This window comes from Sphingomonas jaspsi DSM 18422 (assembly GCF_000585415.1).
Classification (GTDB): domain Bacteria; phylum Pseudomonadota; class Alphaproteobacteria; order Sphingomonadales; family Sphingomonadaceae; genus Sphingomicrobium; species Sphingomicrobium jaspsi.
Genome location: NZ_KK073876.1, coordinates 260,386 through 285,314 on the forward strand (window position 1 = coordinate 260,386; position 24,929 = coordinate 285,314).

A 24,929-nucleotide genomic window follows, 5' to 3' on the forward strand; every position below is an offset into this window, starting at 1 on the left:
GGTTCAGTCGGGATTATGCAAATCTGGTCGACCAACGACCGGTGGCAATCGACGAACGGCACGGCGGGGGGTGCCGCCGTGCCGTCGCGGGCCTTCTGCAGGCCTATTGGGCAGGCGGCGCCGCCGCCGATGCATTGGCCGGCAGGCCGCCAAGCTGGGTCACCAGCTTTTTATAGGCATCAAGATAGGCGAGCACGATGATCTGGCCGATTTCGGTGTTCTGGTAGCCCGTCGCGCCAATGCCGCCGACGCCACCGCCCCAAAAGGCGCCGCCGCCACCGGCCCAGCTAAGGTCGCGCTTGCGGAAATAGCCTTCGACCAGCGCTTCTTCCTCGGTCGTGCGGGCATTGACGATCGACAGGGTGACGTTGGCCTCGCCCTTCTTGACATTGATGCCGCCGGCGATGCCGCCGATGACGCGTCCGGCACCGCCAAACAGGCCGCCGATCGCGCCGCCCAGCCCCGCACCGACGCCGCCACCGCCCGAATTGGCGTTGGAACTGACGATATTGGGTTCAAGGAAATAGTCGGCGGCCTTGACCTGACCTTTCCCGATGTTGGACCCACCCTGCAGTTCGCCCTGGTCGGCCAGTGCGCGCTCCATCGCGCGGCTCTGCATCGACCGACCGCGATTGACCAAGCCGAAGCAGCCCGACTTTTGCACGAAGACGCGGAGAATGGCCTCGGGGCTGCCGAGGTTCAGTTCGCGCCACCATTGATTGTCCGGCTCGACGATGGCGATGGTACCCAGCCTGCGCGTGCAAACGGGGATCTCCGCGGTGCCGCGCGTCTGGTCTTGGCGTGCAGAGCTTTCGTCAGGCTTCTTCGCCACAGCCGGGTTTCCGGTCGCCAAAAGCGTCGTTCCGATTGCAGCAAGCATCACGGTCTTAAGCATGGAAAATCGCGCCTCCCAAATGATGGCGGAGACCATCTGGCTCGCGCCCGCACATCGGCGCGATGAGTCCAATTTCAACGCAAGCCCCCGACGGTCTTTCGACCGCATCGCGTTTATAACACGCGTTAACTTTGGATTAAACCCATAGTCCACTAACCGCCCTTCTGGGTGCAACGACCAATTCAAATCGGGCTGGTTGCTGACAGAGGGGGTTGGGTCTGCTAGCGGGCCTCAAACCTGCATTATCGAGCATAAAGACCAAAGCCTTGACAGACCTTTCGAAGATCCGGAATTTCAGCATCATCGCCCATATCGACCATGGCAAGTCGACGCTGGCGGACCGGCTGATCCAGCGCACCGGCGGCCTGACCGACCGCGAGATGACGCGCGGGCAGATGCTGGACAATATGGAGATTGAGCAGGAACGCGGGATCACCATCAAGGCGCAGACCGTGCGGCTGAAGTGGAAGGCCTCGGACGGCGAGACCTATACGCTGAACCTGATGGACACGCCGGGCCACGTCGACTTCGCCTATGAAGTCAGCCGGAGCCTCGCCGCGTGCGAAGGCGCGCTGCTGGTGGTCGACGCGGCGCAGGGCGTGGAAGCGCAAACGCTGGCCAACGTCTACCAATCGATCGAGCACGACCATGAGATCGTGCCGGTCATCAACAAGATCGACCTGCCCGCGGCCGAACCCGAAAAGGTGCGCCACGAGATCGAGGACATCATCGGCATCGACGCGTCGGAAGCGGTGCTGGCGTCGGCGAAGTCGGGCATCGGCATCGACGAAGTGCTGCAGGCGGTGGTCGACAAAATCCCCCACCCCAAGGGGGACCGCACCGCGCCGCTGAAAGCCATGCTGGTCGACAGCTGGTACGACCCGTACCTGGGCGTCGTCATTCTGGTCCGCGTGATGGACGGGGTGCTGAAGAAGGGCCAGCAGATCAAGTTCATGGCGACCGGCACCCAGCATCTGGTCGACCGCGTCGGCTGCTTCACGCCGAAGATCGAGCAGCTGGCCGAGCTCGGCCCGGGCGAAATCGGCTTCATCACCGCGCAGATCAAGGAAGTCAGCCAGACCGCGGTCGGCGACACCATCACCGACGTCAAGAAACCCGCCGACGCGCCGTTGCCGGGCTTCAAGGAAGTCCAGCCGGTGGTGTTCTGCGGCCTGTTCCCGACCGACGCGGCGGAATATGAAAAGCTGCGCGAAAGCCTTTACAAGCTGCGGCTCAATGACGCCTCGTTCAGCTTCGAGGTGGAAACCAGCGCGGCGCTGGGCTTCGGCTTCCGCTGCGGCTTCCTTGGCCTGTTACACCTGGAAATCATCCAGGAGCGGCTGATCCGCGAATATGACCTCGACCTCATCACCACCGCGCCGTCGGTGGTGTACCGGATGCACCTGTCGCATTCGAAGAATGAGGAGGCCAAGACGATCGAGCTGCACAACCCGGCCGACATGCCCGACCCCAACCGGATCGAGAGCATCGAGGAGCCGTGGATCATGGCGACGATCTACACCCCCGACGAATATCTGGGCGGCATTTTGAAGCTGTGCCAGGACCGCCGCGGCATCCAGAAAGAGCTGACCTATGTCGGCGGCCGCGCGCAGGTGAAATATGAGCTGCCGCTCAACGAAGTGGTGTTCGATTTCTACGACCGGCTGAAGAGCATTTCGAAGGGCTATGCCAGCTTCGATTATGAGCAGATCGGGTACCGCGAGGGCGACCTCGTCAAGATGAGCATCCTGGTCAATGAAGAGCCGGTCGACGCGCTGAGCATGATCGTCCACCGCGGCACCGCCGAAGCCCGCGGCCGCGGCATGTGCGAGCGGCTGAAAGACCTCATCCCCCGCCACCTCTTCAAAATCCCGATCCAGGCCGCCATCGGCGGCAAGGTCATCGCCCGCGAAACCATCAGCGCGATGCGCAAGGACGTGACGGCGAAGTGCTACGGCGGCGACGCGACCCGGAAACGCAAGCTGCTCGAGAAGCAGAAGAAGGGTAAGGCTAAGATGAGGGAGTATGGGTCTGTGTCCATCCCCCAGGAAGCCTTCATTGCTGCTTTGAGGATGGGAGACGAGAGCTAGCTGCTGGAAAAGCAGAATGGCGCCTGCAGGTCAGTCCGGGGGACTGACCGAAGCCGACATGGGCAAAGCGAAGATGCGGGAGTATGGCTCTGTGAGCATTCCGCAGGAGGCCTTTATCACAGCGCTGCGGATGGGTAATGAAGGCTGAGCCGCCGAGCGTAAAAGAGCGGTTTCGCTAGAAACCGGGAAGTAGCACAAAAAGACGGCGAAGCCCGGCCGAAGGGTAGGCAATGCCTAACCCGTTCGACTTAACGACCCTACTTCGTAAATTTCTTCTTTCCCAAAATATTCGAATCTCGAACCGTCCAATTTGGACGTGGACCGGTCTATCGGTGAAAGGCCCTCCCGCCATATTTCTGACTATTGCCCTGTAGCCGTCTGGCTGCCAACTACTGCGCTGCTCGGATGAAGGAGGGGGTATGGTATTCATCCATGTGCTGCGTGTGAAATGTGAACCGCTTGAGCAATCCGACTTTCTAGCGAAACAGCTGGATTCGGTAGAAGTCATCTCGCAAGCAATAAAGGCAAAGCCGACGGCGGATGTCGGGCGAGGCTCGGAATGGCACCTCGGAAACATTCAGGAGATAGAAAAAGAAGACGCAGTTGGCTTTGCGATGGGTCGTACGGCGATGGTCACTTCTCCTCGGTTCGATGAGACGACCCATGATTTCCTTGAAGAAGAAACCAAGCGAGCTCCGTTTACCTTAGGCATTTTCGATCAGAGACATCAGGCATGCGGCATCATCCGGAAACCGGGTGTGTCGCAAAATGCCACTGAGATTGCGGCGAAGCTCCAGACCCTTTTGAATGCCACTCGTTTTCCACGCGAATCCAACGCAAAAATCATTGTTGATCCAGTTCGCGACCCCACATCTTTCATTGAAGCCTTACAGACGGCAAGCGCAGTTACTCGCTTTAGTTTTTATGCCAGTCGCCCCAACCCACACGACGTTAATCGGTTGATACAGCGTCCGGCGGAGGAATTTACACAAGCAGCAGGGGGCGAGCGGACCAAGGTGGAAGTGGAGGGAGAGGACTTGGACCGGCAGGTCTTAACTGACCTTTCGCAGGCTGTGGCTGCGGTTGGTGAAACAGCCACAGCAAACGTCAGACCGGAACCCTGTGCTCGCACGAAACGTATTCATCTCGCTGGCAACCCTGTCAGCGAACCGGTCGCAATCGATGATGCTCGTGGATTGCTGTTTCGAATGCTCGAGGCGACGCGTGAAGCGTACGATCGAGTTAGAAATGCTAGATTGGGATGAGCGTGCTGCCATTTTGGAAGTGGCTTTTTAGGGGAGGAGATAATTCCCCGGCAGGCGTTCGCAATATCGTCAATCCAAGTCTATTATTCCATGCTGTAGTCGGCTTGATTGCTACAACAAGCATTAATGCTGACCCATACGAGTTCGCAGGAAAAGCACTCTTTCCTGCGGCTTCGATTTTGGTCGGCCTATCTTTGGCATGGACAACTCGGGCTTCAACTGCTCTTCAAAATAGAGAGCTGAGAGAAAAACTAATAACCGATTTTCGACCTGCCGAGGATTACGTGTATGGTTACCAATTAGCTATTCTATCGATTATTTGCATGGTAATTTATGTATGCATTATGTCTGCCGGCGGGTTGAATATTAGGATATTCAACAATCATTGGGATGGAAAATTATCCGGTTTTTGGATGTATTTTATAATTAGTATATCGCTTCGCGAATGTTGGGGAGTGGTAAACTTCACAAACATGCTGACTCTGTTGGATTACAGACGTTGATGTGGAAAATATTTTCAGGCATCGCGACATGCCTGCTTTCGCAACTCGTCGCCCTGACGTCCGCCACCGCCGCCCCCATCTACGGCATAGCCCGCGCCATGGACGGCGACTCCCTGCACGTCGGCGACACAGAAATTCGCCTGTTCGGCATCGACGCGCCCGAATGGGATCAGACTTGCAAAAAGGGTGGCGCGGAATGGGCTTGTGGCCAGGAGGCCGCCAAGCAGCTTTCTGATTTGGTGACGGGCCGAGATGTGCGTTGCGACCCGATGGGGAGGGACCAGCATCAGCGCACCCTTGCGCAATGTTCGGTCGGCACGGTGGACGTTAATCGGACGATGGTGCAGCGGGGCTATGCCATCGCCTTTCGTCGCTACTCGACAGACTATGTCAGCGCCGAGGAGACAGCCAAGGCCAGCAAGCGTGGCATTTGGGCAGGGAACTTTGAAAACCCGCAGCAGTATCGGGGTGAGACGCGCCCGGTTGAACGGGTTGTCCGTAATCGACCGACCGCTCCCGTCCGATCAAAGCCACAGGCTTCAGGGTGGACCGGAGGTTGTTCAATCAAGGGCAATCATAGCCGCCGGGGGGAATTGATCTACCATCTGCCCGGCATGCCCTATTACAACGAAACGAGGGCCGAGCAGATGTTTTGCACGGAGGCCGAGGCCAGAGCTGCCGGCTATCGTCGGTCAAGAGCACAGTAAGCGTTCAACGGGGGAATTGTGGGCAAGGGACACTATTATGGAGGCGGGACGCTGATTGGCCCGACGTCAAAGATTGGTCGTGCGCCGGTAAGGGGTGGTTCGGGTGCAAAGGCTGCCGCTGAGGCTAGGCGGCAAGCCAAAAAGAAAGCTGAAGCGGCGAAGCGGAAGCAAATTAAAGCCACAGAACGCTTGATTCCTAAGCTCGCAAAACTGTGGCGAGAGGAGCAAGGCAAGGCCCACTTTCAGCAACTTCTCCGCGAGCGAAAGATGATAGCAGAGAAGCGGGCCTTGCGACGCGAGCGGCGTAGTCCAGATACGTTCGAATCCGCTCTGGCTGTGGCCCTGCGCGACGCCGGACTTCTGCCTGATCCCGATGGCGGAGAACCTTAAGCCTGCGTTTTCGGCCAAGTTCAATCCTCCCGCTTCACCCCCCATGGCAGCTTTTCATAGCCGCCCCACACATATTCCCCGCTCTGCGACCTCGGGCCGGTCGGGCGTTCCGGGTAGGGCGGGATCATGGTGCGGTGGGCTTCGGGGCTGTTGAGACCGTACGTCCTCACCCCCGGCGCGCGGAGGCCGGCGGCGACCAGGGCTTGGGCTATCATCTCCTCCGCGCTGATGCGGGGGTCGCCGTGGCGCGGGCCCTTTGTGGCGCGATCGACCTTGGGCGGGGTTTCTTTCTTCATGTTGGGTCCTTTCGTCACTTGCGTTCGCTCTCACGATGCTGGCGCATCGTTGACCCTCACTTCGTGACGTCAGTCGGGTTCGGCCTTGCCGACCCGCTGGCCGGCATTCGCCGTCTATTCGCGCTGGGTCGTGATCGCGGGCGATCACTCGCCTGCGCTTTGCGGCTTTGCAGGATCGACGGGCGCATTTCGGGGGCGAGGAGCGGGAGGTACCAGCTGCCGTCCTTGTGCTGCAGCCAGCCGTTCTGGCGATACAGATCGGCATAGTCGGCGACGACCTTCTTCTCCTCTGGCGTCAGGTCGGCGGCTTTCTTGCCGAAGGCGCCGACGAGGTCGCGGTAGGGCTGCATCGCGTCGGGGCCGCCGGTGACTTCGGGCAGGAAGCCGGCGGCGGCGGTGACCACCATGTCGGGCTTGCCGAGGTTGGGCATGCCCTGTTCGATGAAGCGCAGGGCCATGATTTCTTCTTCGTCGATGTCGCCGGGCTGGGGGTCGCCGCGTTCGGCGCGTTTCCAATCGGGCTTGCCGACCAGCACCTCCCACGCGCGGCGCTTCTTCGCGTCGCCGGCGATGTGGAGCAGGAACAGGCGGCGGGCCTTGGTCAGGCGCAGGCGGATGCGGGCGGTGGCTTCGCGCACCTCTTCCTCCTCGTCGCAGCTGACGATCGGGCCGGCGGGGCGGACGGCGATGTCCATTGCGGCGAGGCGCCGTTCCTCCTCCCGCGCAAGGTTAGCGAGGCCGGTGGAGAAGTGGACCAGTTCGCGTTCGCGCGAGATTTCGATGGCGGCGTCCCAGGCAGCGGCGAAGGACTGGCCGCCGCGCGCGGTGCGCAGCTGTTCGGCACCGAAGGCATGCTTGCCGATGGCGCGGGCGGCGCGCGAGGGGCTGCCGGTGACGGCGAGGGCGGCGATGCGTTCAAGCGGAGCCAGTCCGGGGGACTGGCGAGCAATGGACGCGCTGTCATTGGCTGCTCGGTCATTCCCCCGGAATGACCTGCGCCACCAATTCCCATCCATTGACGTGGGGGCGGCGCGGGACCGGGGTGAAGGCGAGCAGTTCGCCAAGGTAGGAGAAGTCGCCCTCCCCCATGCGGCCGGGCTCTCGGCACTTGGCGCAGAGCACGGGGAGGGCATCGGGCAGGGCGGGCGGATTGGCGAGGGCGGATTTCTTCATCCGCGAGTGTGGATCAGAAAATCGCCGAGTAGGAAAGTTTTGGAGACAAGGGCGTTGAGGGCGCATGGGCGACGAGGTGACGCAGACGGCCAAGGCGGTCGATAAGACGCAGGCCAAGGTGGCGGCGACGCAGGAGACGGTCGCGGCGTCGACCGTACGGCAAGAAAAGAGCGTCAAGCGGCAGGAAAGCAGCGCGCTTCGGCAGGAAGAAAGCGCCGACCGGCGGACCGAGCTGGCCGCCGACCGTACCGTGCTGGCGGCGGAGCGGACCTATGCGGCGTGGATGCGGACCGGGGTTGCGGCGATGGTGTCGGGCGTTGGCGCGGGCGCGCTGCTGAAAGGGCTGGTGCCGACATGGGTCGCCTTTGCGACGTCGGTGATGCTGGTGCTGTTCGCGCAGTTCAGCTTCATCGCCGCGGTATGGCGCGAGGTCGATACCGGGGTGCCACCGCCCCGGCCCGACGTCCGCAAGCTGCCGGCCTGGATCATGGTCGGCTTTTCGGGGTTCCTGGTGCTGGTCGCCGGGGCGGTGCTGGTCGGGTTGTGGACGCGGTAGGCTAGTCGAGGTCGGCCGCGCTGTGGCGTTCGCGGATCAGGTCGGGGCGGGCGTCGGTCGGGTTCAGGTTGACGCGGCTGCCGCGCTGGACGGCGGGGCGGGCAGATAGCTCCTCGATCCAGCGATTGACGTTCCTGTAGCTCGCGGTGTCGAGGAAGGTCGCGGCGTCGCCATAGGCCTGGCCCAGCGCCACGCCGCCATACCAGGGGAAGATCGCCATGTCGGCGATGCTATAGTCGTCACCCGCCAAGTAGCGGTTGTCGGCGAGGCGGCGGTCGAGCACGTCGTACTGGCGCTTCACCTCCATCGCGTAGCGGTCGATCGGATATTGCATCTTGAACGGGGCGTAGGCGTAGAAATGGCCGAAGCCGCCGCCGAGGAAGGGCGCGCTGCCCATTTGCCAGAAGAGCCACGACAGGGCTTCGGTGCGGGCGGCGGGATCGGTCGGCAGGAAGGCGCCGAACTTTTCCGCGAGGTAGAGAAGGATGGCGCCGCTTTCGAACACGCGCTGCGGCCTTGCAGGGTCGGTGCGGTCGAGGAGCGCGGGGATCTTCGAATTGGGGTTGAGGTCGACGAAGCCGCTGCCGAACTGGTCGCCCTTGCCGATGTCGATGAACCAGGCGTCATAGTCGGCGCCGGCATGGCCCGCGGCGAGCAGCTCTTCGAGCAGGATGGTGACTTTCTTCCCGTTGGGCGTGCCGAGGCTGTAGAGCTGGAGCGGGTGGTCGCCGACCGGCAATTCCTTGTCATGGGTCGCGCCGGCGATCGGGCGATTGATGCTAGCGAACTGGCCGCCCGAAGGCTTGTCCCAGGTCCAGACCTTCGGCGGGGTGTAGTCGGCGGGCTGGTTGGGGAGCGGTTCGGTGTCGGCCATGGGGCGGGTCCTTGTCGTCAATCAGTTTCGTCGGGCAACCGACATAGGAAGCTGCGCCCCGACGACAAGGGTTGCCCGAGCCTAGAGCTGGCGCAGGATCACGGGGTCGCTGATCTTGTCGTCGGCGGCGAGCAGGATCGCCTTCGACAGGATGATCGACAGCGTCCGGTCGCCTTCGAACGGCAGCCATAGCCGGTCCCCGGCGTCGGCCGTCTTGGGCACGATGCAGATATGGCGCTGGCCGCGGAAGCAGGCGCCCGAGCCCATGTGGATGCGATAGTTGTGACGCATGCCCTGGACCGTGAGGTAGGGATCGTCGAAGCCGACCTTGGGCGCGATGGCGAGGCGCGGGATGACGCGTTCGAGCATGGCCCGCCGCCGCTTGCCGGATTCGGCGAGGTCGGCGGTGTTGGTCTGCGTCCAATAGTCCGCGGCCTGCTGGCCCCACTGGTTGGGGTGCGCCGCGTCCCCGCCGCGGTCGAGCCAGTTGGGATCGGCGGCAATCGAGGCGACCGACGTGAGCAGGTCGGCGTGGCGCATGATTTCGGAAAAGACGACCGGCGGCACGTCTTCCAACGGCACCGCGACGTCGCGCTGCGGCCCGCGCGCACTGTCGCGGGCGCCGTCCGGGATCGCGTGGAACTGGACGCGGTCGGTGTTGATGAAGGTGTAGGCGCCGCTTTCGCTGACGTCCGGATCGTCGCCGCCAGCGCCTTCGACCCAATAGTCGGCGACCAGCCCGTGCGCCGGGATCATCAGGTGCCAGGGTTCGTCATTGGGTGCATCGACCCACATGCGGTGGGTCGTGCGCCAGCCGTTCAACCGCGCCAGCGTCATCGCCTGATGCTGTTTCAGGATATGGGCCGCCCAGCGGTTGGAATAGGTGCGGGTCGTGCGTTCGGCGTCGGTCAGCGCATAGACTTCGCGCCATGCCTGGGCGAACGGCTGGACGATTTCGAGCGTTTCGAGCCGGTCGCGCCAGGCGATCACCTCGTCCACCGTAGCATCGATCGGATGCCACAGCCGGATCGTCGCACCGTCGGTCGGCACTGGCATGCCAGTGGCATCGCGCAGCCCCTCGCCCGCTTCGTCGGGCATCGCACTGCGACGACTGCCGTCGGCCATTTCGACCGACCAGATCAGGCGGCGGACCAGCGTACGCATCAGCGGATGATCGAGATAGCGTTCGCGCCATTCGCCGTCGGACCACGACCGGTCGTCGAGATAGATGCGCTGGAGACGAACGACCTGCGTACCGAGATCGGATTCGATTTCCTTGGCCGCGTCGCGAACCGATTTGAGCGCCGCCTTCTCGGCCTTCATCGCCGTCGACGGTGCCTTCAGCGGCTTGCCGTTGTCGCCGAACCAGTCGATCGCGACGCTGCGCGCGCCATCGACGCGGAGCACCGCCGTGCCACCGCCGAGCGCGGTTTCGCACGTGCCGTCAGGCGACAGGTCGTGGGTCGGAACGGTCATCTCGTCGAGCGCGCCGCGGCTGATGCCGGCGGCGGCGGCGGCTTCGTTGAGCTTCTCGTCGATCTTGGCGCGGATCTTGGGATATTTGGTCCGCGCAAGGATCCGCGCGAGGTAGGGCACGCCCGCCCCGCCGGGCATCGCGGCGAGCGTCCACAGGCAAGCGTTGCCGAGCTTTTCGGCGCGGATGCCGTGCCCGGCCTGCGTGACATAGCAGCGCTTCAGGGCATAGTCGGCGAGGCGCGGCCCAAGGATTGCGGGGTCGAGGTCGGCCGACGTGTACAGCAGTGCCCGCAGATATTGTTCGCCGCCGCCATAGCCGGCCAGCGGGCTGGGCGTATTCGACAATTCGGTCAGCATCGCGAGGCGCTGTTCATTCGAAATGCCGGCCAGCGCCGCCTTGGCGTCTGCCAGCCATTTCGCCGGCGGCGCGCTTTTGGTCGCGATCTGCGCGGCAAGCTTGCCAAGCGCCCGGGCCTGTTCGGGATGGGCCGCCACGAAGGGGGCGAAAACGCGGAACCGCGCATCGAAGTCCTTGCCCACTTCGGCCGTCCGCGCGAGCGCGGTGGCACGCCGCGACGGGTCCACGTCACCTTCCAGCGTCAGGCCGGACCGTTCGGCCAGCGCAATGATCGCCGAAATCTGTGCCCGGCGATCGTCCGACGACGTCGCTTCGATGCCGTCCGACAATGCCGCCAGCCTGGCGAGGAAATCGCGATGCGGCTGGTCGTACAGGCGCGCATCGAACAGATTGTCGAAGTGCACGGCCAGTTCCGACCCGCAGCGATAGCGATCGATCGCGAACTTGGGCAGCGCGATCGGCGGCAGGCCCGGCAGCACGCTTTGTCCGGTGGTCGTCGGCGCCACGCCCTTGCGACCGAAGCCCGTCGTGGGGACGGACGGTCGCATGGCTGCGGGCGCGGCGGTCGGCGCGGAGGCAGGAAGTTCGCGCAGCAGGTCCTGGATGTCCGGAAGCCATTCCTTGAAGCTGCTGTGCAACTGCACATTGCCGTTGAAGGCGCGCAGGGCGGCGACGGTCTTGCCCTGCGGATGGGCACGCGCGACGCCGAGGATCATCTTCAGGATCGACTTGTGGTTGATGGAGTAGAAGTTGGGAATGAGGTCGACGAAGCGGGCGACGGTCGCATCAGGATCTGCCAATTCCAGCTTGCGCGTCGCTAGCACGCCGAGCAGCAGGCCAAACGCGGACAGATGCTTCCTGTACTGGGTTTTGACGGCATATTTGTCGCTTTTCCGTTCAAGCTCTTCCCAATTCTGCACGCCGTAGCGCGGCAGGTTGCCGATAATGTCCAGCGCCTTGGTGAAGGTAGCGCCGCGTCCGGCGGGGTCGAGGTCGCACAGCGCCCGGAATTGCGGACGTTTGGCCGCATCGTTGAGATTGTTGAGCCAGGAGAAATTTCCGTCGAGGACGGTGCCGATGGCGGCCCCCAGCGGCTCGCCAGCGTCGGCGAGGATTCGCTGGCGAACGGCGTCGAGCCGGTCGGTCGCGTTCAGCCTGCGACGCAGCGCCGGGATGTCGTCGGCAGTCAGGCCAGTGACCGGGAGCAGCTGCGTGGCGAGGTCGTAGTGGCAGTCCTTCACCCAATCCATGTCGGTGAAGATGGTGTCGAACATGCCCAGCAGCGCGCGGCGGACGGCGGGCGAACGGCTGCGGCCAGCCGCGGCGGCGATCGGGGTCAGCCAGAGGCCCTGGCCATAGCGCGTTTCAAGCTTGCCCTGGAGGACGAGCACCGCGCAGGCTTGTAGCAGGAGCGGCAGTTGGTCGTCGGCGATGGGAAGGTTCGGGCCATGGCGGGCGACGCTGGCCGCATGGCCTGCCTCCATCGCGGCGTCGAACACATTCTGTAGCGCGCGAGTGCTGTGGTCGTTCAACCGGCGGTTGAGCTGGTTCATGAGCACCGCCCGGGCGACGAGCGCCAGCGACAGCGGCAACGGGTCGCCGGCGAAAACCCGGTCGAACATGGCCTGATTTTCGTCACGCCAGCCGGCGGGATAGGCCTCAGCGCCACGATAGCGGTCTTCGAACAAGGCGCGGAGCGGCGGGCTGGGCACGGCCAGCACATCGTCGAGCCGCGCTTCGCCCGACTCGCGCGGGGTTTCGTTGCCGCCGAAGACGGAGCGAACCAGACGACCGAACATGGCTCAGCCCCCCTGCAGCGGGGTCAGGAGAAGGAAGGTGGCTTCGCCCGTGCGATCCAGCTCGATCACCTCATCGAGCCGTTCGGCCTGGCGGTCGCCGAGCAGGAGATAATAGCGGGCGGTGGTGAAGCCTTCCTCGGCATCGGCCACCAGCCGGTCGAGGACGCCTGGTTGCGACGCGCGGCGCGGCATCAAGGAGCCGAAGCCGAAGGAAGGGCGCTCGCCATTGAGCGCGGTCTCGATCGCGCCGGGCTTAACCAGCCCCCCGAGCGCGAAGCGATCTTGGTCGCGGGCCCGTTCGATTTCGAGTTCGACCCGCGCGCGGATCAGGTCCCGGACCGTGATCCTCGCCTTGTCGAACGTGACCGGACCGACCGGTTCGACCTGGCCCAGCCGATCGTCGGCCAGCTGCATCGTCAACGCCATACAACACCCCCGTTTCGGCGAGGTGATAGTCGGTCAGTCTTGCAATTTGGTCAACGCATTAGCGCGAGAGCATCAACCCGAGCGAGATGGCGACGAGACTGAGCGCGACGCTGCCGAGCACGTAGCAGGCGGCGGTCATGGTCTCGCCGCGCTGCCAGAGGGTAAGCGCATCGAGGCTGAAGGCGGAAAAGGTGGTGAACCCGCCGAGGACGCCGGTGACCAGGAACAGCCGTGCGGGCTGGCCGGTGCCGTGCGCGGCGAACAGGCCGGCACAAAGCCCGATGAGGAAGCTGCCGATGACGTTGACGCCGATCGTGCCGACCGGGAAACCGGGGCCGAACCAGGCCAGGGTTGCGCGATTGACGCCATGGCGCAGACTGGCCCCCAGCCCGCCGCCGAGGAAAACCAGCAGCCAGTGCATCAGGCGTCGACCACCAGATTTTCGGGGTGGGTGGTGAACTGGCGGACGACGATCACGATGACGATGCCGATCAGGAGACCGACGATCGACGCGGCGATCGCACTGGCCAGCCACCCGACCAGCCCGCCCAAGGGGCCGAAGCCCGCGGCGATGCTGTCGGCGGCGTCATGGACGGTGTGGGGCAGCGTTTCGAGACCCAGTTCTTCCATCCCGTGGAGCAGGATGCCGCCGCCGACCCACAGCATGGCGAGCACCCCGACGGTCGACAGGAATTTGAGCAGCTTGGGCACGAAATGGAGCAGCCCGCGTCCGAAGGCGGCCATCGCGCCCTGCCGCTTCTGGCAGATGTGAAGGCCGATATCGTCAAGTTTCACGATCAGCGCGACGGTGCCGTAGACGCCGATGGTGATGCCGATCGCGACCACGGCGAGCGCCGCGGCTTCAAGGGCGAGCGAATAGCCTTCGATACTGGCCAGCGCGATCGCCATGATTTCCGCCGACAGGATGAAGTCCGTGCGAACGGCGCCCGCGACCTGGCGCTTTTCCAGTTCCTCGGGCGTGTCGGCTTCGGCCAGTTCGGCCTCTTCATGATGGTCGTTCGACAGCACTTCGATGATCTTTTCGGTCGCTTCGAAGGCAAGGTAGGCGCCGCCGATCATCAGGATCGGCGTGATGGCCCATGGCGCGAAGGCGGTAAGCAGCAGCGCTGCCGGCAGCAGGAACAGCAATTTGTTGCGCAGCGAGCCGAGCGTGATCTTCCAAATGATCGGCAGTTCGCGGTCGGGGGTCAGGCCATGGACGTAGCGCGGCGTCACCGCCGTATCGTCGATCACCACGCCCGCCGCCTTCGACCCCGCCTTGGCGGTCGCGGCGGCGATATCGTCGAGGCTGGCCGACGCCGCCTTGGCGATCATCGCGACATCGTCGAGCAGTGCAATCAGTCCGGATGGCATGAATTTCCCCTTGTTCGCCCCCCAATGCGTTAGGGCAGGCCCGGGTTCCTGCCAACAGTCTTGCCTAAGGCGCGCGATTGACGCAGGGCTTTTGGCCATGCTGTCCATGGATTTCATCAAGTCGAACCGCGCCGATGTCGAGCGCGCCATCCGCGACAAGGGCGTGAGCGTCGATCTCGACGCGCTGCTGGCGCTCGATAGCGAAAGCCGCGCGCTCAAGACCCAGATCGACACGCTGCGCGCCAGCCGCAACGCCATCAGCGCCAAGTTCAAGGACGCCTCGCCCGCGGAAAAGGCTGCGCTGGGCACTGAGGCCAAGGCTGCGGGCGCGAAAGCGGGCGAACTGGAAGGCGAGCTGGAAACCAAGTCGGCGGCCATCCGCGAGATCATGCTGAAGATGCCGGGCGTGCCGTGGGACGGCGCGCCGGTCGGGCCGGACGAAACCTTCAACACGGTCATTCGCACCGAAGGCGACGTGCCGCAGTTCGACTTCGAACCGCTCGACCATGTCGCGCTGATCGAAAAGAACGACTGGGCGGATCTGAGCCGCATCGTGCAGGTGTCGGGCAGCCGCACCTATTGCCTGAAGGGTCGGCTCGCGATCCTCGAGATGAAGCTGATGGCCTATGCGATGGACAAGATCGCGGCGGCCGGTTTCACCGCCATCACCGTTCCCGCCATCGCACGCGAGCAGGCCTTCCTGAACCAAGGCCAGTTCCCGGGCCATGTCGAGGAAACCTATGCCCTGCCCAACGACGACGCCTACCTGGCCGGCACGGCAGAGGTCGCGCTGACCAGCCTCCATTCGGGCGAGATCGTCGAATGGTCGAAGATGCCGATCACCTATGCCGGCTATTCGCCCTGCTTCCGCCGCGAAGCGGGGAGCGCGGGCAAGGACGTGCGCGGGCTGCTGCGTGTCCACCAGTTCCTGAAGGTCGAGCAATGGGTGATGTGCGAGGCCGACGAGGCAGTCAGCGCCGAGTGGCACGCCAAGCTGCTGGGGCTGGCCGAGAGCCTGCTGCAGGACCTCGAAATCCCCTACCAGGTGATCGAGACATCGACCGGTGACATGGGGCTGGGCAAATATCGCATGAACGATATCGAAAGCTGGGTGCCGTCGCTGAACAAATATCGCGAGACGCACAGCTGTTCGACGTTGCACGACTGGCAGGCGCGTCGCGCCAACCTTCGTTACCGCGACGCCGAGGGCAAGGTGCGCTTCGCCCACACGCTCAACAACACCGCGCTGGCGAGCCCCCGCATCCTCGTCCCGCTGCTGGAGAATCACCAGACCGCGGATGGGCGGGTGCGCCTGCCCAAGGCGATGCGCGAGCTGATGGGCGGGGACGAATATCTGTGAGCCTGTCGGCCGCTCCGCCGCGGCTGGGCCTTTTCCTCGGCGAATTGCTGCACGTGCCCAACGTGGTGCGGCATTCCTTCGCGAGCATTGCGCCCGAGGGTGAACCGGGCGCGGCGCCGGCAATAGTTATCCCCGGTTTCATGGCGACCGACCCGCTGACCCGCCCCTTGCGGCAGGGGATGGGCGAAGCGGGATGGCGCACCCATGGCTGGGGCCTGGGCTTCAACCGCGGCGCGCGCGCCGGGCTGATCGAGGAGATCGGCGAGCGGATCGACGCGGTGCGCGACGGCCGTCCGATCCTGCTGGTGGGCTGGAGCCTGGGCGGATTGTTCGCGCGCGAAACCGCCCGCAGCTTTCCCGACAGGGTCAGCCATGTCGTGACGCTGGGATCGCCGTTCGGCGGCAGCGACCGCCGTGCCAACAATGCCTGGCGGTTGTACGAAGCGGTGGCCGGGCACAGCGTCGACGCGCCGCCGATCGAGCATTTCGCCGACAAGCCGCCGGTGCCGACGCTGGCGATATGGTCGCGGCGGGACGGGATAGTCGCCGAGCGCGCGGCAAGCGGGATCGCGGGCGAATGCGACCGGTCGGTTGAGGTCGACGCGGCGCATATGGCGATGGCGACCCAGCGCCGCGCCGTCGACCGGATCATTCCCATCATTGAAAATTTCGTCCGCGCCGCCGATCATTGAGTCCATGCCCGTTGGCCACGACTTCGACCCCGACGACCGCGCACCGTCGACCCGCCTGCGCCTGCAGGAAATGCTGTGGCACCTGCCGCGCTTCCTGGCCGGGCTGGGTCCATTGGGCCCGCGCGGGCCGGAAGGAGGGCCGCCGGCGCTGGTCGTCCCGGGTTTCCTGGCCACCGACCGCACGACGATGGACCTGCGCCGCGCGCTCGCCCGCGAGGGGTGGCGGGTCTATCCGTGGGAGATGGGCTGGAACACCGGCGCCAAGGAAGACACGCTGGTCCGCCTGAAACACCGTCTCGACGCGGTCCACGACCATCGCAAGGTGCTGCTGGTCGGGTGGAGTCTGGGCGGACTGTTCGCGCGCGAACTGGCGCGGGCCCACCCCGAGATGGTGCGGGCGGTGGTGACGCTAGGCTCCCCCTTTTCGGGCGATCTCAAGAGCAACACCAATGTCCGCGCGGTGTATGAATGGGTGGCCGGCCACCCGGTCGACCAGCCCCCCTTCCCGCGCATCACCGACAAGCCGCCGGTGCCGACGCTGGCGTTGTGGTCGAAGCGCGACGGCATCGTATCGGTGCGATCGGCGCGCGGCCTGGACGGCGAGCGCGACAAGGCGGTCGAAATCGACACCACCCATATGGGCTTCGTCGTCAGTCGCGCGGCCCTGTCGCGGATCGGGCGCGAGATCCGGCTGTTCCTGTCCGAACAGGAAGGTGCGCCGCCGCAGCTAGGCGGGCACGCTCCAGGCCAGGACGAAGCGGCCTGAAGACGACAGAGCCGCAGCTTCTTCGGCGCTGACCAGCGCGCATTCGCCTTCAGCCAGATCGCCGATCGGCGCGTCGATCGGCAGCAGCTGGATGTCGCGGGCATGCGAAGGGATCGGCGGCGCCGCGCCCACGCACCACGCCACGCCGAAATGGTCGCCGTCGATCAGGACCCGACTGGCATCGCCGAGCGGGCCATCAAGCGGATGGATGTGCGGCTTCGCATCGCAGGCATCGCCCGCCTCTTCATGATGCAGGTCGCGCGGGCGGCCGTAATCGTAAATCCGGCAGGTCAGGTCGATCGCCTGCTGGACTTCCAGCACGGTAAGGCCCGCCCCCAGTGCATGGACGGTCCGCGCCGGATTGACGATGAAATCGCCAGTCCGGGGACGACGCCAGTCGATGAGGTCGACGATGGTGCCGTCGTTGGCTGCTGCCAGCAATTCGTCGGTCGGGACCGGCCGGACCGTGCCGATGCCAAGTTCGGCATCGGGTTCGGCATGGAGGATCAGCCACGCTTCTTCCTTGCCGCAGCGATGGCCGTGCGCGCGCGCCGTATTATCGTCGGGGTGGACCTGGATCGACAGCCGTTCCGACGTGAACAGATATTTGGCCATGACGTCGAGCGGCCGGCCGGGCGGGGCCTCGAACCACAGCTCGCCGATCTTGCGCCGGGGGTCCACGCCATATTTCGGGTCGATGCCGGTGCGGCCCCAGGGTTTGTCGACGATACGCGTCGGAAGCTTTTGCATGCCACCGTCCATGGCACAGCCGCGACGACTTAGACAGCTTCTCCAGCGGCAAATCCGCTGGCCCAAGCCCATTGGAAATTATAGCCGCCGAGCCATCCGGTAACATCGACCGCTTCGCCGATGACGAACAGGCCTGGGACTTTCTTCGCTTCCATCGTCTTCGACGACAGTTCGGCGGTCGAAATCCCGCCGACGGTCACTTCGGCCTTGGCATAGCCTTCGCTGCCCGACGGGGTGAAGGTCCAGCGCTTCAGCCGCTCGCCCGCGGTTCGCAGCGCCTTGTCGCCGTGCGCTCCGAGCGGGCCGCCCAGTCCTAATAAGTCGGCCAGCGCATCGGCGAGGCGGGCGGGGAGCTGCAGGCCCAGCCATTTGGCGGCGGGGACACGCGGGTCGGCGCGCTTCGCCTCGACCAGCAGGTCGGCCGTCTCCCCCGGAAGCAGGTCGGTCACGACCGTTTCGCCGTTGCGCCAGTAGCTGCTGGCCTGGAGGATGGCGGGGCCGCTGAGCCCCTTGTGGGTGAACAAAGCGGCCTCGCGAAACGGCGGGCCGCGTGTCGCGCTGGCGACGACCTCGGTCGATACGCCGGACAGTTCGCGGAACAGCGCGTCCTCTCCTTTCAGAGTGAGCGGCACCAGCGCCGGGCGGGGTTCGACCAGCTTCAGTCCCCAGGCCTTGGCCAGTTCATAGGCAAAGCCGGTCGCGCCCATCTTGGGGATCGACGGGCCGCCGGTGGCGAGGGCGAAATGCGGGGCCTGTGCCCGCCGATTGCCGCAGGCGATGCGAAAGCCGTCCCCATCACGGCTGACGTCGGCGGGATGGCCGAGCCACAAATCGACCCCAGCGTCGGCGCATTCGGACCAGAGCATGTCGACGATCTGCTGGGCGGAGCCGTCGCAGAACAATTGCCCCAACGTCTTTTCGTGGAAGGCGATGCCGTGGCGGGTCACCAGGTCGATGAAGTCATGCTGGGTGTAGCGGGCAAGCGCCGACTTCATGAAATGGGGATTGGCGCTGATGTAGCGATCGGGCGCGCAATGGAGGTTGGTGAAATTGCAGCGACCGCCACCGGAAATGAGGATTTTCTTGCCCGGCCGGTCGGCATGATCGACCAGCAGCACGCGCCGACCGCGCCGGCCGGCGACCCGCGCGGCCATCAGGCCGGCGGCGCCTGCGCCAAGGATGATCACGTCATATCGCTGCATGGTCCGCCCTGCCCAAGCGATGCGGAGGCTTGCGGTCAAGAGGCGGGGCTGCTTTGGACGTCATATGGATCGCGCCTTTTTCGCCACGCTTTCGGATGTCGCTCGCGCTGCGATCGCGGCCGAGCTTGAGCGCGGCCTTGTCGCCGACAACAAGCTGGAGCATGGGTTCGACCCGGTCACCGAAGCCGACCGCGCCGCCGAACGGGCGCTGCGCGGCGCGATCGAGGCCGCATTTCCCGACCATGGCATCTGGGGCGAGGAATATGGCTGGACCCGCGAGGGCGCGGCAACGGTGTGGAGCCTGGACCCGGTCGACGGGACACGCGCGCTGGTGTGCGGACTGCCAAGCTGGGCGGTGCTGGTGGGCCTGCTGGAAGGCGACCGGCATATCGGCGGGATGATCGACCTGCCGGCACTGAACGAAACGCTGGTCGGTATCGACGGCGAGACGCGGCGCAACGGCGAACGGGTCCGCAGCAGCGGATGCACGGCGCTGGCGGATGCAAGGCTGTCGACCACCGATCCGCACCTGTTCGCCGGCCCCGAATGGGACGCGTTCGAACGGGTTCGTTCGGCAAGCCGCGTCACCCGCTTCGGCCTCGACGCCATGGCCTATGCCCGGGTCGCGACCGGCGACATCGACCTGGTGGTCGAAAACAGCCTGAAGCGCCACGATTATGACGCGCTGATCGCGGTGGTGCGCGGTGCGGGCGGCCATGTCGGCGACTGGCAGGGCGGCAGCGACTTCGCGCCGGGCAGGATCGTCGCGGCTGCCAGCCGATCGCTCTACGACCAGGCGGTCGAGGTGCTGAATGGCTGACTCGGGCGCCGAACGGGTCTAGGGCATCTGGCGATGAGCGCGACGCTGGTATCGAACGACGGCTGGTTCCCGGCAAGCTGGCGAACGCGCGAGGCGCGGCAAATGCCGGCCTACGCCGACGGCGATGCCCTTCGTGCGGTCGAGGCGCGGCTGGCGGCGGCGGCCCCGGTCGTCGCGTTCGACGATTGCCAGCAATTGCGCGACGCCATGGCCGGGCTGGCCGCGGGTCGCGGCTTCCTGTTGCAGGGCGGCGATTGCGCCGAAAGCTTCGACGATCCGGTTGCGCAGCAGGTCGCCGGCATCGTCGGATTGTTCGATGCGATGGGCGAGCGGCTGGGGCCGGTCGTCGACGGGCCGCTGGTCCAGGTCGCGCGTATCGCGGGGCAGTTCGCCAAGCCGCGAAGTGCGCCGGTCGAGCAGCACGGCGGCGATACGCTGCCCGCCTATCGCGGCGACATCATCAACGGCATCGCCTTCGACGCGCTAGCCCGTATCCCCGACCCGCTGCGGATGGTCCGCGCGCACATGCAGTCGGTCGGCACCGCCGCCAGCCTTGCCGCCGCCACCGCCAGCGGCGATCCCATCCGCACGAGCCATGAGGCGCTGCTGCTGCCCTACGAAGAGGCACTGACCCGCCGCGACCCGCACGGGCGCTGGTGGGCGACGTCGGGGCATATGTTGTGGCTGGGCGACCGGACTCGCCAGCTGGGCGGTGCCCATGTCGAATATCTGCGGGGCATCGAAAATGTCGTCGGGGTGAAGGTCGGCCCTACGATGACCGCCGACGCGCTGCTGGCACTGGCCGATCGGCTCGACCCGGCCAATCGGCCCGGCAAGCTGGTGCTAATCGGGCGGTTCGGGGTGAAGGCGATCGAAGAGGCGCTGGCGCCGCTGATGCGCGCGATGCGCGCGGCGGGGCGCAAGGTGGTGTGGACGAGCGACCCGATGCACGGCAACACGGCGATAGCCGGGACGCGCAAGGTGCGGCGGCTGTCCGATATCCTGGGCGAGATCGACCGTTTCTTCGCGATCGCCCGGGCGGAGGACGTCCACCCGGGAGGTATCCATCTGGAGATGAGCGCATTGGACGTGACGGAATGTATCGGCGGCCGCGGCCCGGCGTCGGTCGAGGAACTGGACAAGAATTGGCTGACCGCGTGCGATCCGCGACTGAACGCGCAGCAGGCGGTCGACCTTGCCGGCCATGTCGCGGAGCTGCTGTCGTGAGCCTGACGTCAAAGCGCGGCGATCCGCTGTGCGGAACTGTGTCGGTTCCCGGCGACAAAAGCTGTTCGCACCGCGCCCTCATCTTCGGCGCGATGGCGGCGGGCGAGACGCAGATCAGCGGACTGCTGGAGAGCGAAGACGTGCTGGCGACGGCGCGCGCGGTCGCGGCATTCGGCGCGACGGTCGAGCGGACGGGTCCGGGCGAATGGCGCGTGGTCGGCGGGCCTTGGCAATCGCCGGCCGGGCCGGTCGATTGCGGCAATAGCGGTACGGCGGTCCGCCTGCTGATGGGCGCGGTTGCGGGCATGGACGGCGTCACCGCCACCTTCACCGGCGACGAGAGCCTGTCGAAGCGGCCGATGCGGCGGGTGACCGGGCTGCTGGAACGGATGGGCGCGAAGATCGAGGGCGGCGATACCCTGCCGATCACCATCCATGGCACGCGGCTGGGCGGCATCGACCATCGCAACGTGCCCGCATCAGCGCAGGTCAAATCGGCGCTGCTGCTGGCCGGGCTGGAGTCGGGTGCCGCGGTGCGCATCACCGAACCGGTGCCGAGCCGCGATCATAGCGAAATCATGCTGTCGCGCTTCGGCTGCCCCGTCAGCGTCGACGATACCGAAGCCGGCTGGGTGACGACGCTGGGCGAACATCGGGCGCTGAGCGGCTGCAAGATCGCGGTCGGCAGCGACCCCTCCTCCGCCGCCTTCCCGCTGGTCGCCGCCGCGATCGTTGCCGGATCGGACGTCACCGCGACCGGCGTGCTGGTCAATCCGCTGCGCACCGGTGTCTATGAGACGCTGGAGCGGATGGGGGCCGAGATGGAGCTGTCGAACGAACGGCTGCAGTCGGGCGAAATCGTCGCCGACATCCGGGTTCGCGCGTCGGCGCTGCGGCCCTGCCACGTGACGGCCGAGCAGGTCCCCGCGATGATCGACGAAATCCCGATCCTGGCGGTCGCCTGCGCCTATGCCGAGGGCGAAAGCGTGATCGAGGGGCTGGCCGAACTGCGGGTCAAGGAAAGCGACCGGCTGGGCGCGGTGGTGGCAGGGCTGACGGCGTGCGGCGTGGCCGCGCTGGCTGACGGCGATGCGCTGCGCATCTTCGGTCGCGGATCGGTGCGCGGCGGCGCCAATGTCACCACCCACGGCGATCACCGTATCGCCATGGCCTTCCTGACGCTGGGCCTTGCCAGCGAACAGCCGGTGAGCGTCGACGAGCCGGAGATGATCGCGACCAGCTTTCCGGGCTATGTCGAGTTGATGCAAGGATTGGGAGCGGACATCGCATGAGCGTCAACAGCTTCGGCCATCTGCTGCGCCTGACCACCTGGGGCGAGAGCCACGGGCCCGCCATCGGCTGCGTCCTCGACGGTTGCCCGCCGGGCATCGACCTCGACGAGGCGCGGGTGCAGCGCTACCTCGACCTGCGCCGACCGGGGACGTCGAAGAACGTCTCGCCACGGCAGGAGCCGGACCAGGTTCGCATCCTGTCCGGCGTCTATGAGGGCCGCACGACCGGTACGCCGATCGGGATGATGATCGAGAATGTCGACCAGCGATCGAAAGATTATCCCAAGGACGCGGCTTATCGCCCCGGCCATGCCGACTATGCCTACGACCGCAAATATGGCCTGCGCGATCCGCGCGGGGGCGGTCGATCGTCGGCACGCGAGACCGCCATGCGCGTGGCGGGCGGCGCGGTGGCGCGGCTGGTCATCCCCGAAGTGACGATCGAGGCGCGCGTGGTCGAGGTCGGCGGCGAGGCCGACGCGGCGCGCTGGGAAGCGATGCTCGACGCCGCACGGACCGAGGGCGACAGTCTGGGCGCGATGATCGAATGCACGGCGACCGGCGTTCCGGCCGGATGGGGCGCGCCCATCTATGCCAAGCTCGACGCTGACCTGGCCGCGGCCTGCATGGGCATCAACGCGGTCAAGGGCGTCGAGATCGGCGACGGGTTCGACGCAGCGCGGCTGAAGGGCAGCGAAAATGCCGATGCGATGCGCAGCGGCGGCACGTTCGAGGCCAACCACGCCGGAGGCATCGCGGGCGGGATTTCGACGGGTCAGCCGATCGTCGTGCGCGTTGCGTTCAAGCCGACCAGTTCGATCCGCAAGCCGGTGGCGTCGATCAATGCGGCGGGCGAAGAGGTCGATGCGGTGACCCACGGTCGCCACGACCCGTGCGTGGGCTTGCGCGGTGCCCCGGTGGTCGAAGCGATGATGGCGCTGGTGCTGGCCGATCATAAGTTGCTGCACCGCGGCCAATGTGGAGGGTGAGATGTTGCTAGCAGCCTTGATGATGGTCGCCGCCGCCGAACCGAGCGCGGAAGCGCTGTCGCTGGGCCGCGAGCTTTCGGAGCGCGGGACGCTGGCGACGCTGCTGACGGTCGCCGAGGCCAAGGACAAGGCAGAGATGGCAGCCAAGAATCCAGGCATGTCCGACGCCGACAAGGCCGCGCTGGAGGCTGCGGTGACCGGCAGCTACGCCGCCGAGCGCGAACGGCTGTTCGCCGCCGACGCGCGGTCGTTCGCGACGAACCTGTCGATCGAGGATTTGCGCGCGCTGGTGGCCTTCGCCCGGACGCCCGCCGCCCAGCACCTGCAGTCGGCCATGCCGTCGATCATCGCGTCGACCATTTCGCAGGTCGGCCAGATCGACCTCGCCGGGGCTGCGCGCGACAGCTATTGCAAGGGACGCGAAACGCAGCCGCTTTGCGCGGATCGCTAGGTCGCCCGCTTCGCCAGCATCGGCCGGACCATCGGGATGGTCAGCATGGTGCTCATCACCGCCATCAGCAGCAGCGCGGTGAACGCCGTCGGGGTGATGATCTGCCGGTCCAGAAGGACGTTGGCGAAGATGATCATGATCAGCGCCTTGGTCTGAAGCAGCCAGCCGATCAGGCCGGCATCGCCCCTGGGCCATTTGAGGATGCGGCCCGCGATGCCGACCCCCGCCAGCTTGCCCGCGACCGATGCGAGCAGCAGCAGCAGCGCCGCGCCGATGACCATGGTGCCGCCCATGTCCCATCGGGTGCGAAGCCCTGTCGACAGGAAGAAGACCGGCATGACGGCGAGCAGGATATGGTCGCGGAACAGGTCCATCTTCTTTTGATCGAACCAGCGGCTGTCGATCACCGCCCCGGCGAGGAATGCGCCGACCATGAAGTGCAGCCCCGACCAGTCGGCGGAGAGGCCGACGAAGGCCAGCCAGATCAGCGACAGCGGCCAGCGGTCCCGCTCTTCCACGCGCTTGAACAGCTTGCGCATGGCCCAGGCGGCGAGCGTGAAGACGACCAGGAACAGGCCCTGCCGTCCCAGCCGTTCGACATCGAGCAGGATCAGCGCGAGCACACCCCAGATGGCGATATCGTCGAGGCTGGCGTAGCGCAGGATGCGCTGGCCAAGCTTGCTGCGCAGGATCGCCAGCTTGTCCATGAACAGGACGAGGATGGGAAGCGCGGTGACCGCGCAGCTCATCCCGAAGCCGAGCAGGACTTGCCAGTCCTTGCCCTTCGGCCCCTCCCAGCCGTTCCATTGCATCAGGAAGGCGGCGGCAGCGCAGCCGAACAGCAGCGGGGTGAACAGCGCCAATGCGGCCGTCGTGCCGGTTTCGACCCTGTTTTTCCAGGCGTCGTGGAGGTCGAGTTCGACGCCTGCCACAAACACGAACATCATCACCGCCCACCAGGCGATGCCGTTCAGCGCGGTGATGACGTCGGCCGTGAAGACGGTCTTGTACAGGTCGGGATAGACCGCGCCCAAGACGCCCGGGCCGAGCAGGATCCCGCCGACGATCTGCACCACCACCAGCGGCGCATAATTGTCGGTCCTGAGCAGGCGCCAGACCAGCCATGGCACGGTGAAGATCACCAGCATGGCGATGAGGAAGAGTTCGGTGGTGGTGAAATGCATTGTCGGCCCCCGCA

General features: G+C 65.5%; 26 protein-coding genes. 13 read left to right on the top strand and 13 right to left on the bottom strand.

The features are described from left to right. Positions 1–103 precede the first annotated feature (103 nt). On the bottom strand, positions 104–895 hold the full coding sequence (locus G570_RS01310; RefSeq protein WP_051503915.1) for a CsgG/HfaB family protein: 792 nt from the start codon (positions 893–895) through the stop codon (positions 104–106). Between the two features lie 266 nt (positions 896–1,161). On the opposite strand from G570_RS01310, the gene lepA reads away from it, so the two are divergent. The 4 genes from lepA (at position 1,162) to G570_RS01320 (ending at position 5,460) form a co-directional block, all read left to right on the top strand. Then, a complete protein-coding gene (gene lepA, locus G570_RS01315; protein WP_037498339.1) occupies positions 1,162–2,985 on the top strand; it encodes a translation elongation factor 4 in 1,824 nt (607 codons plus the stop codon). A gap of 419 nt (positions 2,986–3,404) precedes the next feature. Further along, the gene (locus G570_RS13540) at positions 3,405–4,250 is read left to right on the top strand and encodes a hypothetical protein (RefSeq protein WP_156930275.1); all 846 of its coding nucleotides are present in this window, start codon (positions 3,405–3,407) and stop codon (positions 4,248–4,250) included. Beyond that, positions 4,247–4,753 (top strand): hypothetical protein, encoded by a 507-nt coding sequence (locus G570_RS13545; RefSeq protein ID WP_156930276.1) that lies wholly within the window; start codon positions 4,247–4,249, stop codon positions 4,751–4,753. The genes G570_RS13540 and G570_RS13545 overlap by 4 nt, the downstream gene beginning before the upstream one ends. Further along, entirely contained in the window at positions 4,753–5,460 is a 708-nt protein-coding gene (locus G570_RS01320; RefSeq protein WP_084607728.1) for a thermonuclease family protein, read from the top strand. The genes G570_RS13545 and G570_RS01320 overlap by 1 nt, the downstream gene beginning before the upstream one ends. Before the next feature lie 66 nt (positions 5,461–5,526). Here the strand turns inward: G570_RS01320 and G570_RS12980 are convergent, their stop codons facing one another. From G570_RS12980 to G570_RS13550, 4 genes are read right to left on the bottom strand one after another with little or no spacing between them, the layout of a single operon-like run. Then, complete coding sequence (locus tag G570_RS12980) at positions 5,527–5,868, bottom strand: hypothetical protein (protein ID WP_051503917.1); 342 nt, start codon at positions 5,866–5,868, stop codon at positions 5,527–5,529. A 2-nt stretch (positions 5,869–5,870) separates the two neighbouring features. After that, a complete protein-coding gene (locus tag G570_RS01330) occupies positions 5,871–6,146 on the bottom strand; it encodes a hypothetical protein (protein WP_037498344.1) in 276 nt (91 codons plus the stop codon). A 56-nt stretch (positions 6,147–6,202) separates the two neighbouring features. After that, on the bottom strand, positions 6,203–7,162 hold the full coding sequence (locus G570_RS01335; RefSeq protein WP_037498346.1) for a hypothetical protein: 960 nt from the start codon (positions 7,160–7,162) through the stop codon (positions 6,203–6,205). Beyond that, entirely contained in the window at positions 7,122–7,319 is a 198-nt protein-coding gene (locus G570_RS13550) for a hypothetical protein (RefSeq protein WP_156930277.1), read from the bottom strand. The genes G570_RS01335 and G570_RS13550 overlap by 41 nt, the downstream gene beginning before the upstream one ends. 64 nt (positions 7,320–7,383) lie before the next feature. Between G570_RS13550 and G570_RS01340 the strand changes: the two genes are divergently transcribed. Next, a complete protein-coding gene (locus G570_RS01340; RefSeq protein WP_084607418.1) occupies positions 7,384–7,875 on the top strand; it encodes a YidH family protein in 492 nt (163 codons plus the stop codon). A gap of 1 nt (position 7,876) precedes the next feature. Here the strand turns inward: G570_RS01340 and yghU are convergent, their stop codons facing one another. The 5 genes from yghU to G570_RS01365 form a co-directional block, all read right to left on the bottom strand. Further along, positions 7,877–8,749: a glutathione-dependent disulfide-bond oxidoreductase gene (gene yghU / locus G570_RS01345; RefSeq protein WP_037498349.1), complete on the bottom strand. Its 873-nt coding sequence runs from the start codon at positions 8,747–8,749 to the stop codon at positions 7,877–7,879. An 81-nt stretch (positions 8,750–8,830) separates the two neighbouring features. After that, the gene (locus tag G570_RS12985; RefSeq protein WP_051503918.1) at positions 8,831–12,382 is read right to left on the bottom strand and encodes a DUF4132 domain-containing protein; all 3,552 of its coding nucleotides are present in this window, start codon (positions 12,380–12,382) and stop codon (positions 8,831–8,833) included. A 3-nt stretch (positions 12,383–12,385) separates the two neighbouring features. Then, a complete protein-coding gene (locus tag G570_RS01355) occupies positions 12,386–12,808 on the bottom strand; it encodes a hypothetical protein (protein ID WP_037498350.1) in 423 nt (140 codons plus the stop codon). A gap of 58 nt (positions 12,809–12,866) precedes the next feature. Continuing rightward, a complete protein-coding gene (gene crcB, locus G570_RS01360; protein ID WP_037498353.1) occupies positions 12,867–13,229 on the bottom strand; it encodes a fluoride efflux transporter CrcB in 363 nt (120 codons plus the stop codon). After that, entirely contained in the window at positions 13,229–14,182 is a 954-nt protein-coding gene (locus tag G570_RS01365) for a DUF808 domain-containing protein (protein ID WP_051503919.1), read from the bottom strand. The genes crcB and G570_RS01365 overlap by 1 nt, the downstream gene beginning before the upstream one ends. Positions 14,183–14,279: 97 nt before the next feature. Here G570_RS01365 and serS point away from each other — a divergent pair, with 97 nt between their 5' ends. From serS to G570_RS01380, 3 genes are read left to right on the top strand one after another with little or no spacing between them, the layout of a single operon-like run. Continuing rightward, complete coding sequence (serS, locus tag G570_RS01370; RefSeq protein ID WP_037498355.1) at positions 14,280–15,542, top strand: serine--tRNA ligase; 1,263 nt, start codon at positions 14,280–14,282, stop codon at positions 15,540–15,542. After that, positions 15,539–16,234 (top strand): esterase/lipase family protein, encoded by a 696-nt coding sequence (locus G570_RS01375; RefSeq protein WP_051503920.1) that lies wholly within the window; start codon positions 15,539–15,541, stop codon positions 16,232–16,234. Before serS ends, G570_RS01375 begins: the two co-directional genes overlap by 4 nt. A 4-nt stretch (positions 16,235–16,238) precedes the next feature. Beyond that, positions 16,239–17,000, top strand: a complete 762-nt coding sequence (locus tag G570_RS01380; protein ID WP_051503921.1) for an alpha/beta hydrolase family protein — start codon at positions 16,239–16,241, stop codon at positions 16,998–17,000. Here the strand turns inward: G570_RS01380 and G570_RS01385 are convergent. Together G570_RS01385 and G570_RS01390 are read right to left on the bottom strand one after the other, a co-directional pair. Next, positions 16,962–17,750, bottom strand: coding sequence for a class I mannose-6-phosphate isomerase (locus G570_RS01385; protein WP_051503922.1), 789 nt, complete (start codon positions 17,748–17,750; stop codon positions 16,962–16,964). The genes G570_RS01380 and G570_RS01385 overlap by 39 nt on opposite strands. 29 nt (positions 17,751–17,779) lie before the next feature. Further along, a complete protein-coding gene (locus G570_RS01390) occupies positions 17,780–18,952 on the bottom strand; it encodes a BaiN/RdsA family NAD(P)/FAD-dependent oxidoreductase (RefSeq protein WP_037498360.1) in 1,173 nt (390 codons plus the stop codon). Between the two features lie 64 nt (positions 18,953–19,016). Here G570_RS01390 and G570_RS01395 point away from each other — a divergent pair, with 64 nt between their 5' ends. Genes G570_RS01395 through G570_RS01415 form a run of 5 tightly spaced genes read left to right on the top strand, consistent with a single transcriptional unit; the run spans position 19,017 to position 23,731 of the window. Continuing rightward, entirely contained in the window at positions 19,017–19,772 is a 756-nt protein-coding gene (locus tag G570_RS01395) for an inositol monophosphatase family protein (protein ID WP_037498362.1), read from the top strand. 33 nt (positions 19,773–19,805) lie between these two features. Further along, the gene (locus G570_RS01400) at positions 19,806–20,999 is read left to right on the top strand and encodes a 3-deoxy-7-phosphoheptulonate synthase (RefSeq protein WP_051503923.1); all 1,194 of its coding nucleotides are present in this window, start codon (positions 19,806–19,808) and stop codon (positions 20,997–20,999) included. Then, positions 20,996–22,291, top strand: coding sequence for a 3-phosphoshikimate 1-carboxyvinyltransferase (gene aroA, locus G570_RS01405; RefSeq protein ID WP_037498365.1), 1,296 nt, complete (start codon positions 20,996–20,998; stop codon positions 22,289–22,291). The genes G570_RS01400 and aroA overlap by 4 nt, the downstream gene beginning before the upstream one ends. Next, positions 22,288–23,280, top strand: coding sequence for a chorismate synthase (locus G570_RS01410; protein ID WP_037498367.1), 993 nt, complete (start codon positions 22,288–22,290; stop codon positions 23,278–23,280). The genes aroA and G570_RS01410 overlap by 4 nt, the downstream gene beginning before the upstream one ends. 1 nt (position 23,281) lies before the next feature. Further along, on the top strand, positions 23,282–23,731 hold the full coding sequence (locus tag G570_RS01415; RefSeq protein WP_037498369.1) for a DUF2059 domain-containing protein: 450 nt from the start codon (positions 23,282–23,284) through the stop codon (positions 23,729–23,731). On the opposite strand, the gene G570_RS01420 is transcribed toward G570_RS01415, so the two are convergent. Then, entirely contained in the window at positions 23,728–24,915 is a 1,188-nt protein-coding gene (locus G570_RS01420) for a cation:proton antiporter (protein WP_037498372.1), read from the bottom strand. The genes G570_RS01415 and G570_RS01420 overlap by 4 nt on opposite strands. Positions 24,916–24,929 lie beyond the last annotated feature (14 nt).